The 11,402-nt window shown below is 62.3% G+C and carries 16 protein-coding genes and 1 pseudogene; 4 read left to right on the top strand and 13 right to left on the bottom strand.

What is annotated here, in order from left to right:
- A pseudogene (locus BLT66_RS23810) lies at nt 1-229 on the bottom strand (IS30 family transposase); the annotation flags it as partial.
- Between the two features lie 385 nt (nt 230-614).
- Between BLT66_RS23810 and BLT66_RS23805 the strand changes: the two are divergent.
- The gene (locus BLT66_RS23805) at nt 615-1,166 is read left to right on the top strand and encodes a hypothetical protein (RefSeq protein ID WP_092761917.1); all 552 of its coding nucleotides are present in this window, start codon (nt 615-617) and stop codon (nt 1,164-1,166) included.
- Between the two features lie 194 nt (nt 1,167-1,360).
- On the opposite strand, the gene BLT66_RS26880 is transcribed toward BLT66_RS23805, so the two are convergent.
- On the bottom strand, nt 1,361-1,531 hold the full coding sequence (locus BLT66_RS26880; RefSeq protein ID WP_176955140.1) for a hypothetical protein: 171 nt from the start codon (nt 1,529-1,531) through the stop codon (nt 1,361-1,363).
- Nucleotides 1,532-1,688: 157 nt separating this feature from the next.
- On the opposite strand from BLT66_RS26880, the gene BLT66_RS23800 reads away from it, so the two are divergent.
- The gene (locus tag BLT66_RS23800) at nt 1,689-2,237 is read left to right on the top strand and encodes a YdeI/OmpD-associated family protein (RefSeq protein WP_092761915.1); all 549 of its coding nucleotides are present in this window, start codon (nt 1,689-1,691) and stop codon (nt 2,235-2,237) included.
- A 153-nt stretch (nt 2,238-2,390) separates the two neighbouring features.
- On the opposite strand, the gene BLT66_RS26590 is transcribed toward BLT66_RS23800, so the two are convergent.
- The 7 genes from BLT66_RS26590 to BLT66_RS23765 all read right to left on the bottom strand — a co-directional run bounded on the left by BLT66_RS26590 (nt 2,391) and on the right by BLT66_RS23765 (nt 7,004).
- Nucleotides 2,391-2,654, bottom strand: coding sequence for a hypothetical protein (locus BLT66_RS26590; RefSeq protein ID WP_176955151.1), 264 nt, complete (start codon nt 2,652-2,654; stop codon nt 2,391-2,393).
- 86 nt (nt 2,655-2,740) lie between these two features.
- On the bottom strand, nt 2,741-3,796 hold the full coding sequence (locus tag BLT66_RS23790; RefSeq protein ID WP_092761911.1) for a MerR family transcriptional regulator: 1,056 nt from the start codon (nt 3,794-3,796) through the stop codon (nt 2,741-2,743).
- 170 nt (nt 3,797-3,966) lie between these two features.
- On the bottom strand, nt 3,967-4,467 hold the full coding sequence (locus BLT66_RS23785) for a hypothetical protein (protein WP_143029278.1): 501 nt from the start codon (nt 4,465-4,467) through the stop codon (nt 3,967-3,969).
- Nucleotides 4,468-4,600: 133 nt separating this feature from the next.
- Complete coding sequence (locus tag BLT66_RS23780) at nt 4,601-4,822, bottom strand: DUF7661 family protein (protein WP_092761907.1); 222 nt, start codon at nt 4,820-4,822, stop codon at nt 4,601-4,603.
- A gap of 39 nt (nt 4,823-4,861) precedes the next feature.
- On the bottom strand, nt 4,862-5,128 hold the full coding sequence (locus BLT66_RS23775; protein WP_092761905.1) for a helix-turn-helix domain-containing protein: 267 nt from the start codon (nt 5,126-5,128) through the stop codon (nt 4,862-4,864).
- 46 nt (nt 5,129-5,174) lie between these two features.
- Nucleotides 5,175-5,456, bottom strand: a complete 282-nt coding sequence (locus BLT66_RS23770) for a putative quinol monooxygenase (protein ID WP_092761903.1) — start codon at nt 5,454-5,456, stop codon at nt 5,175-5,177.
- Between the two features lie 96 nt (nt 5,457-5,552).
- Nucleotides 5,553-7,004: a MocR-like pyridoxine biosynthesis transcription factor PdxR gene (locus BLT66_RS23765; protein WP_092761901.1), complete on the bottom strand. Its 1,452-nt coding sequence runs from the start codon at nt 7,002-7,004 to the stop codon at nt 5,553-5,555.
- An 86-nt stretch (nt 7,005-7,090) separates the two neighbouring features.
- Between BLT66_RS23765 and BLT66_RS23760 the strand changes: the two genes are divergently transcribed.
- Together BLT66_RS23760 and BLT66_RS23755 are read left to right on the top strand one after the other, a co-directional pair.
- A complete protein-coding gene (locus BLT66_RS23760) occupies nt 7,091-7,549 on the top strand; it encodes a rhodanese-like domain-containing protein (protein ID WP_092761898.1) in 459 nt (152 codons plus the stop codon).
- Nucleotides 7,537-8,013 (top strand): GNAT family N-acetyltransferase, encoded by a 477-nt coding sequence (locus BLT66_RS23755; RefSeq protein ID WP_092761896.1) that lies wholly within the window; start codon nt 7,537-7,539, stop codon nt 8,011-8,013. Before BLT66_RS23760 ends, BLT66_RS23755 begins: the two co-directional genes overlap by 13 nt.
- On the opposite strand, the gene ggt is transcribed toward BLT66_RS23755, so the two are convergent.
- The 4 genes from ggt to BLT66_RS23735 all read right to left on the bottom strand — a co-directional run bounded on the left by ggt (nt 8,010) and on the right by BLT66_RS23735 (nt 11,391).
- Nucleotides 8,010-9,611, bottom strand: coding sequence for a gamma-glutamyltransferase (gene ggt / locus BLT66_RS23750; protein ID WP_255407061.1), 1,602 nt, complete (start codon nt 9,609-9,611; stop codon nt 8,010-8,012). The two genes, BLT66_RS23755 and ggt, sit on opposite strands and share 4 nt — an antisense overlap.
- Nucleotides 9,608-10,042 carry a nuclear transport factor 2 family protein gene (locus BLT66_RS23745; protein WP_092761892.1) on the bottom strand — a complete coding sequence of 145 codons (435 nt, stop codon included), beginning with the start codon at nt 10,040-10,042 and terminating at the stop codon, nt 9,608-9,610. The genes ggt and BLT66_RS23745 overlap by 4 nt, the downstream gene beginning before the upstream one ends.
- A 73-nt stretch (nt 10,043-10,115) precedes the next feature.
- Nucleotides 10,116-10,673 (bottom strand): GNAT family N-acetyltransferase, encoded by a 558-nt coding sequence (locus tag BLT66_RS23740; RefSeq protein ID WP_092761890.1) that lies wholly within the window; start codon nt 10,671-10,673, stop codon nt 10,116-10,118.
- Complete coding sequence (locus tag BLT66_RS23735; protein ID WP_092761888.1) at nt 10,666-11,391, bottom strand: ArsR/SmtB family transcription factor; 726 nt, start codon at nt 11,389-11,391, stop codon at nt 10,666-10,668. The genes BLT66_RS23740 and BLT66_RS23735 overlap by 8 nt, the downstream gene beginning before the upstream one ends.
- Between the last annotated feature and the right edge of the window lie 11 nt (nt 11,392-11,402).

The following is an 11,402-nucleotide window of genomic DNA, read 5'->3' as shown; positions in this document are numbered from 1 at the left end:
CAACGATCGCGAGCGATATCTCTTCCCTTTCGAACAAAGTCAAGGCTGTCGCGGACCGGCACCGTTCCGGCGGCCGAATGCCACCCGTTTTCACCAAAATGTTTTGGATCGAAGTGTGCGGCCGGTCAAACAGTTGGCCAATCTGGTGAAGCGTCCAACCTTCCTTCCATCGCTCCCACATCAGCGCCTTCTGGCTGTCGGTATAGTAGTTTCGTGTCCGGTACTTCATCTGCAACACTCCGTCTGCTCACGCAGTTCTCAGTGTGTTGCATCGACCGGTTGAATCCGCCGCCCAAAGCCGACGGTGGGCATCGCGCCCCTGTGCGGGCAGCAGGCTAATCTACCGGGGCCGTCGCTTCGGTGCATGCGTCACAGAAATAGCCGCTTGAGCGGCCCCCGAATCACGCCATAATTTGCGCCATAGGTAGGGGGAGTTTGAGTAATCCCCTATTCCGTCAACAACGATCAACGGACATCCCGGACGTTGGTTCAGTCCAACAAGGTTTATTCGCCGCGTATGAAGTTCGCTACCATCTTTTGCATTGCTGCGCGGCAGATAAACGCTATTCGTTAGGCGTCAGAATCCAACCACCGCTCACCTCAGGCGATCCTCCGTGAAGACACTTCTCACCGTTCTCTTCCTGCTCCTCTCCGTCCCGGATTGCAATGCAGACGAACACGCAGGCTACATCGGGATATGGCAAACGACCGGTCAGCCTCCGAAGATACTCGAGATTTCGAGGGACGGCGATACCTACCTTCTCACTGATCTGCGTGCGACGGAACTCTCGGGCAAGAAGCAAGCCGCCCGCGCGCTCTCCAAGACTGGACCGCAGCTAACAGTGAACACAGGTGTAGGCTCCGTTCCGCTAGCCCTATCCGCCGACAAGAACACCCTGTACTTCGACAAGTGGACATTTGCAAAGCTTCCCGGCACGGATGCCCCAAGGGTGAAAGCGGAACTACTGTCAGAGCTTCAACAGCGTCAGTCTAATCGCGAGCTGTGCCAGACACTGGGTAGAGAGGTTGAGCAAAGAGGCAACGACATATCACGGTCGAATGCCACAGCAGGCAGCAAGCTTGCAAGTACCACCGCACTCAAAAAGGAGAGTATTGCGCGGGCAGACAAAATTCCCGACTGCAAACAAATGCTCATGCTGTACTAATTGAGCTTCCATCTCACATGTCCTGCGGCACCGCTGACGCCTAACCCCTCGTATATGGACTTCCCCACAAACGCAAGAAACTGACCGATGTTTTGGCTTTAGGGGAAGCGCCTGCAGTCGTATATCCGACATCTAAAGTGGACTCTGTTGTGGTCCGTGCCGACATGGAATCTGCGTTACCCATGCGCCAATCGTTACAAGTGGCAGGCCTCCATAACCACCAAACCCACTTCACGGTTCGCAAACCAGCGCTCAAACTGGCTGCGTGTCAGACGCTGGGTTTCCACGATGCGCCACTGCGCATCGGCAACGGCAAGCTGGACGACGGTTTTTGCAAGATCAATAGCAACGGTAGTAGCATGCATGACGGACTCCTTACGTTGAAAGAACTGTTCCCCACGCCAATGAAGATCAGTCGGCAACTCTTGCGTAAAACAACGGGGGAGTCCATCCCATCATTCAAGCGGGCCCGCCTACGGCGGTCCGCTTAAGTCAAACGTTGGGCGTCAAAGGTATTCTGAAATGGCAAAAGCAACTGCGTCTACATTCAAGACGAAACTGCTGCGTCCGGCAAAGTCCGGTAAGGACGACTCGTGGGCTTTTTTTGTTCTACCAAAAGCCGCAAGTGAAAAGTTGCCGAGGCGAGGTAGGACCTCTGTGGAAGGCACCATCAATGGTTATCCTTTTCAGGCTACGCTCGATCCAGATGGCCAACTGAGTCATTGGCTGAGGGTGAGCAAGGAACTCCTTGAGGCTGCTCATGCGGATGTTGGTGAAATGGTTGCCGTTCAAATTTCCCCAGCTAACCCAGAACCGGAACCGCAGATGCCAGATGATTTACGGGAGGCTTTTGCTGCGTCTCCAGAAGCCAAGGCCGGATGGGAGGGAACAACGACCATCGCACGCCTTGATTGGATTCACTGGATTGAGTCTGCAAAGCAGGCCAAGACTCGAAAAAGCCGGGTTGAAAATGCTTGCGACATGCTTGCGTCTGGAAAGGGAAGGGTTTGCTGTTTCGATCAGTCTGGTTTCTATAGCAAGAGCCTCAGCGCACCTAAGGCGGTAGATTAGCGGTATGGCGTCACATACCCCCAACAAGACGCTCCAGCCGACGTTTCTGGTTTGGCGTTGAGCGTCCGCTTTCTCAAACAGTCACTGACTGGTATTGGCCGACTTCGGCCGGCTACTCGTGGTAGTGAAGGCAAGCATTGAAAATACTTGGCTTCAGCGGTAATCAACAAGACGGGTCGGATTGCCGGCCTTGATAACTTGGCCTCGGAATCTGACGTGCCAATCCGGATTCCACTCTTTGTGAGCGTGGATGTGGAGACCATCCTCCACGGGCGCTACGTTGAGAGGCAGCAGGTCGTCAGTGGGTTGTGCAAGAAGCTCAACCTCATCGCCAGGCTCAAGGATTACCTCCTCAGGAACCATCTCAAGATACAACGTCAGGGTGCCGGTGGTTTCATTCTTGAATCTGCCAACCATGGGGTAATTTTCTGGCGTCATGACGAAGGTCTGGTTATGGCCACATTCTGCCGGATATGTAAACGCCTCCACGCGGCAAAACGCGGCTAGCAACGAGCTGAGAGGTGCCCATCCTCATAATCATGTCCACTTCCCCGAGGCCGCCATGCAATGACGCCTTCTGTTCGCGCGCGCACCTCAGGAGCCGCCAAACAAGTTGTGACGGCTTCATAGCCGGCAGCACCTGGATAGGGTGCCACGCGAATCGGTGGGCTGTGATTGGCAGGGCAAAGAAGAATGGACTCTCCCGTTCCAACGGAAGCTAAATCGAGGATGACAGCAGAACGTGTCATCAAGAAGAGCGGACGCTCCACGGACATACGGCGTCGCAGATAGGCAGACACCGCCTGTTGGGTGGGCGTATCCAGTCCGTGCTCGACCATGTCGACGACCAGAATGGTCGGCCCTTCGGCTTCCAGTCCGACCAGCAAAGCGGTTAGTGCCTCGGAGACAACAGCGCCGTCTTCGACCAGCCAATCAATCGCGTGGTTGACGCGCAATCGTAGGTTCGAGTCGGCATCTAGACGCGCCTTCGCATCACCTGCCGCAATCCGCTCTAGGCCAAGGAACGCCGCCGACGGCAGCACCTCGGCTAAGCGCAGGGCCAATCGCGTTTTTCCGCTGCCCAACGGACCCACGATGTAGTTCAGGGGACGGATGTCTTGCAACTGGAAAAATTCACCACCCCAGGGCCAGGGGAGTTCGAATTCGACGCTCAGCCCACTGGTCGAAACCTGCAAGCGCGTCAACTCTGTGACGGTTGGCCTCTGCCCTCTGTCCAATTGGGCTCGTAGACCACGAACACGTTCGATGGTGTCTGCCAGTCGACGCGCATCACCTTCAAGCACGGCCTGATGTAAGGCCAAGGCAGGTTCAAGTCCCTCGGCCTCGCCTTCCAAGACACTGGCCACTTGCGCAAGGCTTAGGCCCAGCGCACGAAGGGCCACAATTTCGCCGGCACGTTGCATTTCCGCCGGTCCGTAAGACCGCCAGCCAGCCTCGGTGCGCGTCGGCGTCATAAGACCACGCTGCTCGTAGATACGCAATGCCTTCACGGAAACGCCGAGCCGTTTGGCGGCCTTTGAAGGGTTCAGGAATCGCATTCGACTGTTCACAAATTCACCTCTTCACATTCGGAAAGATGTTTTTATAAAGGTGGCCGTAAGGGTCGGGGCAAGCGATTTTTGAAAAAAGCGTACGTACATCAGCTTCTGGCTCAATTGGAGCCGAGCTTCGAATGTCCGCAGTTGGCCGACTGTAGCCGGTCACCAATTCAGGGCGCCGTCTTCGGGCGCATTTCCCTACCCGTGGGGTCGAGGTCCAGCACGGATTCGTGAAGCGAATAGATTGGCTCCAATGGGTTCCCTTCTTCGTCCGTCTGGAAAAGACCCCAACCCACACCATTCAACTCTGGCTCCAAGAGTCCATTGTCTTCAAGCATGTAGCAGAGCTGGCTTAGCAACTCGACCTGAACGCCACGCGCAATTTGCGAGAGGTCCTCGGTCGCTACCCCGGCGGCAACCGCGCGCTTCAAAGCGGCTCCCATACCTGCGAAAGAACCCTGTGCGTCTTGTTCCGCTTGCTTGATGTGAAAGTCGACCCAACCGGTGCTGTCTTCCCCAATCACGTGTTGCCAGCATTGGCGAAGGAACAAGTAGCGATGTAGTTGTGGGATGCGCTCGCGGATTTGCGAGCTTGCCCAAGACTCGGGGTTTCGGGCTCCAAGTCGCTCAAAGAGCGCCGTAAGTTCGGGAATAGTTTCAGGAACGCTCATCTGTGAGAACCTCTGCTTCAAATTTTTAGCCGCGAAGGGCGACGAATGTCAGCATCCGAGAGCGATTCGGTGACAAATCCGACCGACCGCTCATGGCCGATAAGAGCCAAACTGCCGGTGCCCCAAGCCAGGTTCACTTGGGGAGAATCTCGGAAACGTCACCGTTTGTTGGCGTCGCATCCTCGTGGTAGACGTCGTACAAATATTGGGCAAGCTCGCTGCGGTCAATTTCAGAAGGGACGGCGAGCTCCACGGGCCGACGTTTCCCTTCCGGGCTAATGTGGAAGGCAGTCCATGCATCGTTGTGTCGTTCAATGGAAACGATGCGCCCGAACACGTTGAAAACATACTTCACCGTTCATGCTCCTATTTTCCTGTACACCGGATGGCGATGTTAAGGGTGCTGTACCGCCTCCGGAGACTGCAATTGCACGGTGATGCCGTACAGGCTAAGCATGCCAAGCACATGTCCAATGGCCACGCCCGGCTCCCCCGACTCGATGCGGGCGATGGTTTGAACGTGAACGCCTAGACGGGTTGCGGCAGCGGCTTGTCCATCGCCTGCGGCCACGCGGGCGGACCTTGCCGCGGCACCCATGTCCTTGATTGCCTGCACTGCATCGTTACCGATATGGGGAGAGATTCGCTTGCCTTGTGTCATTGCTGGATTGTCTCCGCATTGCGGCTTGCAGTTAGTTTTAGCGCCACTACAGCACCCCCGCTTCCAATTGTTCCAAGTAAATGAACTCCGGTGCCTTGACCCCCGCCTCCTTGCGGATCTGCGCCAGCCTCGGTGACTCAAAAAAGGCCCGCGCATCGGCCAACGAGGTCCAGCGCGAGAAGTGCACTATCCGGTTGGCGTCGGTGTCGTAACGCAGTACCTGATAGGACAGCTCGCCCGCGTCCTTGCGGATACTGGCGGCGGCGTCGAACACCTTTTTCCACGCGGTGTAGTCCTGGACTTCGTGGATGATCAATACGTGCTGCATGCATGTCCTTGCTGTGGTGGCATTCGAGTATTTACAAGCTTTTTAGCCCTCTGGCGCAGATAGTACCTGCGCCAGCTGCTATATATTTTGAAAAACCTAGGGCTTCAGCCGGGCCAGCGCATCCACGGCAGCGCGTATCTCTTCGGGCTGCAGCGCGGCAAAGCCGAGTATCCAGCCGTCGACCTGGCGGCCAGCCTGGTACAGCGCACCCAGGCTCGGGGTGGCGATGCCCATGGCGGCGGCTTGGCGGGTCAGCCGGGCTTCGCTGCCCGCGGGCAACAGCACGCTGAGCTGCAGACCACCGACGCTGGGCACGGGCCGGGCCCAGGGCAGTTTGCGCTGCAGCGCCTCCAGCAGCAGCGCGTGGCGGCTGCTGTAGAGCTGACGCATCAGCCGCAGATGGGCGGCAAAATGGCCCATGGCCATGAAGTCGGCCGTTACCGCCTGGCTCAGCTGCGACACATGGCCGTCGTAGATGCTGCGTGCGGTGACCAGCGGCGCCACCAGGCCCGGCGGCAGCACCGCATACGCGACCCGCAGCGATGGATACAGCGTCTTGGAAAACGTGCCGATGTAGACCACCCGACCGCTGCTGTCCAACCCCTGCAGCGCCGGGCTGGCGCGGCCCTCGTAGATGAAGGCACTGTCGTAGTCGTCTTCCAGAATCCAGGCGCCGTGCTGCAGGGCGTAAGCGATGAAGGCCAGGCGCCGCTGCAGGCTCAGCGTGGCGCCGGTCGGGTACTGGTGCGAGGGCGTGAGGTAGATCAGCTTGGGCACCGGCAGGCTGGGGTCGGGCAGCATGCCCTCGGCGTCCACCGGCACATGGACCAGCCGGGCGCCGGCCGATACGAAAGCCGTGGCGGCGCCACGGTAGCCGGGCTCTTCCATCCACACCACATCGCCTTCGTTGAGCAGCGTGGTCGCCAGCAGCTGCAGCGCCTGTTGCGAGCTGGTGAGCACCAGCACCTGCTCTGGCGCAGTGGCCACGCCGCGGGTGTGTACCAGGTAGTGGGCAATGCTTTCGCGCAGATCGGCGCGGCCCTGTGGATCGCCGTAGCGCATCAGCTCGGCCGTGTCGCCGCGCAAACGACGGTTCAGCAGCTGGCGCCAGACGGCGTGTGGAAACGCCCGCAGGTCCGGGCTGCCGGCGGCGAAGGCTTGCAGGCGCGTGGGCTCCACGCAGCCGCCGCTGTCCACCATGCGCTGGCCGCGGGCCGACAGCGTGGCCGGCACCACCAGCGGCGCTGCAGCACGGGCCGGCGGTGCGCCCGGCCGCGCCATGTCGATGGCCACAAAACTGCCATGGCCAACGTGCCGGCGCAGATAGCCTTCTACCTCCAGCTGGGCATACGCCGCTTCGACGGTGACGCGCGAGATACCCAGGTCCAGCGCCAACGCGCGGGTCGACGGCAGCCGCTCGTCCAGCTCCAGCTGGCCGTCGCGGATCGAGCTGCGCAGCGTGGCGCACAGCTGTTCGCGCAAGCCCCATTCGGGGTGCGCCTGCGAGGCAAACAGGTTCAGCCAGAGTCGCGGTGGGCGGGTGTCCATGGGTCTTATACGGGGCTATGAATTGGTATCAATGCTAAGGCCAATGCTTTCTACACTGCCAGCATCCCCTTCAGAAAGACCTTGCCATGACCACTGCTGCGACCTCCCAAGTTCTCGCCTTTCCACCCGCCAGCCCAGAGCTGACCCGCGACTTCATGCTGCACAAGCTGAGTTTCCACGCCGACGCCTGGGATGTCGCCGAAGACCTGCGAAACCAGATTGACGCCATCGTGGTGATCGACACCCGCGCCGAGGCGCTGTACGCCCAGGGCCATGTGCCGGGCGCCATCAGCTTTCCGCACCGCCTGATGGATGCTGCCAGCACCGCCACGCTGGACCGCAGCAAAACCTATGTCACCTACTGCGACGGCATAGGCTGCAACGGCTCGACCAAGGGCGCTTACAAGCTGGCCCAGCTGGGCTTCACGGTGAAGGAAATGCTCGGCGGCCTGGACTTCTGGGTGCGCGACGGCCAGCCTATCGCCACCGGTAGTGCGCCCGGCCGCATGCCCGCGGACACACCGGCCATGGAATGCGCTTGCTGAGTTTCGCCCGGGTCCGCAGTGCGGGCCCAGACGATGCCGAGCAGTTGGCCGCGTTGTGCCAAGCCCATGCGGAGTTTGAGCGTCTGGACTTCGATGCCCATGGTTTTGCCCAGCGCCTGGCTGCAGCTTTGTCGTGTGGTGCGCTGCATGCCTGGCTGGCGCTGGACGGTGCGCAGGCCGTGGGGTATGCGACTGCCAGCCCGGTGTTTTCCACGCTGCAGGCCGCGCACTACATGCACATGGACTGCCTGTACTTAATGCCCGAATTCCGCGGCCAGGGCCTGGGCGGGGTGCTGATGCAGGCGGTGCGCGACCATGCGCAGGCGCAGGGCTGCCAGCAGTTGCAATGGCAGACGCCGGACTGGAACCACGGAGCCATCGACTTCTACCACCGCGCCGGCGCGCTGGGCCTGCCCAAGCAGCGCTTCAGCCTGGCGTTACCGGATGACGAGGATAAGAGTTAGTCCGGCAAGCCCATGGCCCGGCCATCGCTGCGCGGGTCGTGGGCGCCTTGCATGCTGCCCGTGACCGGGTCGATGCGGATCGCGCCGGGGTGGCCCATCAGCGGGCTTTGGGCGGGGATGGGGCTCAGCGCATGGCCGCGCCGGGCCAGCTCGGCAAACACGTCTTCCGGCACGTCTTCTTCCACCTTGAGCGAATCGCGTGCGTCAGAGAAGGTTTTGCCCAGCAGAAAGCGCGGCCGGGCCAGCGCGGTGTACGGGTCCATGCCGTAGTCGATCATGCGTGTCAGGATGGCCGCCAGGGTCTGCGGCTGGCCGTCGGCACCCTGGGTGCCGTACAGGATGGTGGGCTTGCCGTTTTGCAGGTACATGCCGGGGTTCAGCGTGTGGAACGGCCGCTTGCCCGGTGCCAGGCAGTTGGGGTGCTTGGGGTCCAGCGAAAAGGCCGAGCCGCGGTTGTGCCAGAGCAGGCCGGTGTCGCCCACCAGTACGCCGCTGCCCCAGTCGAAGTAGATGGTGGCCAGCATGGACACCGCATTGCCTGCGCTGTCGGTCGCGGCGATGTACACCGTGTCGCCGGTCTGGAAGGGGTGGGGCCAGGGCAGGGCCTGGTCCATGCGGATCTGCTGGGCTTTGTGGTCCAGGTGTGCGGCCGACAGCAGCCGCTCGATGGGCACCTCTACCTGCTCGGGGTCGGCCACATGGCGGTTGCGGTCGATGAAGGCCTGCTTCACCGCCTCGACCAGCAGGTGGTAGTAGTCGGCGCTGCCCTCGGGAATGCTGCGCAGGTCGAAGCGCTGCAAGATGCCCATGATCTCCAGCGTGGTGATGCCTTGCGTGGGCGGGCGGTGTGCGAGCAGGGTGCCGCCACGGTAGGCGGTGCGCAGCGGGGCTTCGACGCGGGCCCGGGTTTGGGCCAGGTCGGCGGCGGTCAGCGGCGAGCCGGCCTGGGCCAGGCCCTTGGCGACGCGCGAGGCCAGCTGGCCTTCGTAGAAGTCGCGCGGTCCACGGGCTGCCAGGGTTTCCAGGGTGCTGGCCAGCGGGTGCTGCTGGCGCACGCTGTGCGGCGCGGGGATCTCGCCGTTGACCAGAAAGTTGGCGTAGATGTCGGGCAGGTTGGCGGCGTCGGGCAGGCGCATGTCCAGCCAGAAGCGCTCGGAGTCGGACATCGCAAAACCGTCGCGCGCAAAGCCTATGGCCGGCTCCAGCAGCTGCTGCCAGCTGTGCTGGCCGGCCCAGCTGTCATGGCTGATGCCATAGGCCTGGCCCAGCACATCGACCAGGGCCGCGCTGGTCAGCATGGCCTGCGGGCCGCGCACCGGGATGCTGCCGCTGTAGTGGGGCAGGTGCTGCGGCGCCTGGCCGATGCCGGACAGGGTTTGCACCTGGCCCGTCTTGTCGGCGATCAGCATGAAGGCATCGCCGCCCAGGCCGGCGAAATGCGGGTAGGTCACGCACAGGCAGGCGGTGATGGCGATGGCCGCCTCGATGGCATTGCCGCCGCGGGCCAGCACGTCCAGCCCGGCCTGGGTGGCCAGCGCATGCGGGCTGGTGACCATGCCCTTGGTCGAAGTGACTGTGGAGGTGGTGCAGAGTGTCATACCGCCAGCCCCGCGCGCTGCAGCAGCCATTCGGCGCTGTCGTTCCACACATCCATCTGCACGATCAGGCCGTCGCGCACGATGTAGCGGTCGACATAGCGGTTGCCCTCAAAGGCGGTGCCGTCGGGCCAGGCGCCGTACAGCGTGCCGATGTTGTAGACGACGGCCTCGGCCTCGGTGGCGCCGGCCACTACATCGGTCTGCTCGAAGCGCTTTTTCACCCAGGCATAGCGGCCGGCGTTGAAGCGGCTGCATTCGCTGGGGTCGCGCATCTCGCGGCCGCCGGTAAAGCGGATGCGCAGGTCGGGCGACACAAAGGCACGCGCGCCTTCGGGGTCGGGGACCATGATGGTCCGCAGAAAGATTTCCACCAGCGTTTGGGCCTGGAGTCCGGCGTCGTGTGCGGGGGGCTTGGGCGTGTCAAAGGTCATGGCTAAAATTGTGAGTGTTTTAGGTCTATGGCGCAATAGATACCTGCGCGGGCAGCTATTAAAACAATAGTATTTACGCCATGCCCCAGCGGTTGCGCCGCAGGCGGTACAGCACATGTTCCTGCAGCGGGTGGCCGCTGGGTACGGCCGGGTGCTGGAACGTGCCCGGGTCGGCCTGCATGCCCAGGCGCTGCATCACCGCGCGCGAGCGCTGGTTATGCACGGTGGTGAAGGCCACGATTTCATCCAGCCCCAGGCGTTCGAAACCATGGGCCAGCGCAGCCCGCGCGCCTTCGCTCGCATAGCCCTGGCCCCAGTGGGCGGCGGCCAGGCGCCAGCCGATTTCCACACACGGCGAAAACGGCAGCAGCGTGCCCGGCACCTGGATGCCGATGAAACCGATGAAGGTCTGCGTGCTGCGCAGTTCCACCGCCCAGAAGCCCCAGCCACGCGCTGTGATGCCGGCCTGCAAGCGGTCCAGCAGTGCATCGCTGGCGGCGCGGTCGGGTACCGGCAGCAGGAATTCCATCACCGCCGGGTCGGCGCACATGGCGGCGAAGGGCGTGCGGTCGCTGTCCTGCCAGGGACGCAGCCGCAGGCGCTCGGTGCTGATGTCCAGCGGCTCAACCATGGGCGGGCTCCCGCAGGTCAAACACGGTGGGCAGCTCGCGTTGGCCCAGCGGCGTGGTGCTGAGCGCCCGGCTGTCCAGGTCTTGCCGCACCCAGCCGCGGCGCAGGCTCAGTTGCAGCAGTGCCGCGCCCAGTGCTCCGCCGATATGTGGCTTGCGCTCGCTCCAGTCCAGGCAGGCGCAGGCAAAGCGGCGGCGCAGCTGGCGGGCGGCGGCCACGTCGATGCCCAGGCCTTCGAACACCTGTTCGCCGCGGGTCGATAGCGTGTAGCTGCCGTCGTCCGCCGCCTGCGGCAGCAGCCAACCGTGCGCCAGGATGCGGTCGCCCAGCGCCACCCCCAGCGCGCCGGCGATATGGTCGTAGCAGGTGCGCGCGTGGCGCAGCTTGCTGGGTGTGGGCGGAACGAACGGGCTGCGCGGCATGCCGGCGATGACCAGCAGCGCCTCCAGTGCGGTCGCCACATCGCTGCTGGCCAGGCGGTAGTAGCGGTGCTTGCCTTGGCAGACCAGGGTGACCAGCTGCTGGTCTTTGAGTCTGGCCAGATGCGCGCTGGCGGTGGACGGGCTGACCTCGGCCACCACCGACAGCTCGGTGCTGGTGCGCGCGTGGCCGTCCATCAGGCAGCACAGCATGCGCGCGCGGGCCGGTTCGGCAATCGCGGCGGCAACGCGGGCCAACTGGTTATCGGGGTTGTCAGAGGGGGCAGGTTCTGCAAGCATGCTGCGGTGGT

Source organism: Rhodoferax sp. OV413, assembly GCF_900104385.1.
Lineage (GTDB): Bacteria > Pseudomonadota > Gammaproteobacteria > Burkholderiales > Burkholderiaceae_C > Rhodoferax_B.
This window is presented reverse-complemented; position numbering and strand designations above follow the sequence as displayed.

Excerpts from the sequence above, each read along its gene's own strand:
- BLT66_RS23790 (WP_092761911.1), bottom strand. The coding sequence starts at position 3,796 with ATGCGATTCCTGAACCCTTCAAAGGCCGCCAAACGGCTCGGCGTTTCC.
- BLT66_RS23765 (WP_092761901.1), bottom strand. The coding sequence starts at position 7,004 with ATGGACACCCGCCCACCGCGACTCTGGCTGAACCTGTTTGCCTCGCAG.
- BLT66_RS23735 (WP_092761888.1), bottom strand. The coding sequence starts at position 11,391 with ATGCTTGCAGAACCTGCCCCCTCTGACAACCCCGATAACCAGTTGGCC.
- BLT66_RS23755 (WP_092761896.1), top strand. The coding sequence starts at position 7,537 with ATGCGCTTGCTGAGTTTCGCCCGGGTCCGCAGTGCGGGCCCAGACGAT.
- BLT66_RS23745 (WP_092761892.1), bottom strand. The coding sequence starts at position 10,042 with ATGACCTTTGACACGCCCAAGCCCCCCGCACACGACGCCGGACTCCAG.
- BLT66_RS23785 (WP_143029278.1), bottom strand. The coding sequence starts at position 4,467 with ATGAGCGTTCCTGAAACTATTCCCGAACTTACGGCGCTCTTTGAGCGA.
- ggt (WP_255407061.1), bottom strand. The coding sequence starts at position 9,611 with ATGACACTCTGCACCACCTCCACAGTCACTTCGACCAAGGGCATGGTC.
- BLT66_RS23740 (WP_092761890.1), bottom strand. The coding sequence starts at position 10,673 with ATGGTTGAGCCGCTGGACATCAGCACCGAGCGCCTGCGGCTGCGTCCC.
- BLT66_RS26590 (WP_176955151.1), bottom strand. The coding sequence starts at position 2,654 with ATGGTTGGCAGATTCAAGAATGAAACCACCGGCACCCTGACGTTGTAT.
- BLT66_RS23760 (WP_092761898.1), top strand. The coding sequence starts at position 7,091 with ATGACCACTGCTGCGACCTCCCAAGTTCTCGCCTTTCCACCCGCCAGC.
- BLT66_RS26880 (WP_176955140.1), bottom strand. The coding sequence starts at position 1,531 with ATGCATGCTACTACCGTTGCTATTGATCTTGCAAAAACCGTCGTCCAG.
- BLT66_RS23770 (WP_092761903.1), bottom strand. The coding sequence starts at position 5,456 with ATGCAGCACGTATTGATCATCCACGAAGTCCAGGACTACACCGCGTGG.
- BLT66_RS23775 (WP_092761905.1), bottom strand. The coding sequence starts at position 5,128 with ATGACACAAGGCAAGCGAATCTCTCCCCATATCGGTAACGATGCAGTG.
- BLT66_RS23800 (WP_092761915.1), top strand. The coding sequence starts at position 1,689 with ATGGCAAAAGCAACTGCGTCTACATTCAAGACGAAACTGCTGCGTCCG.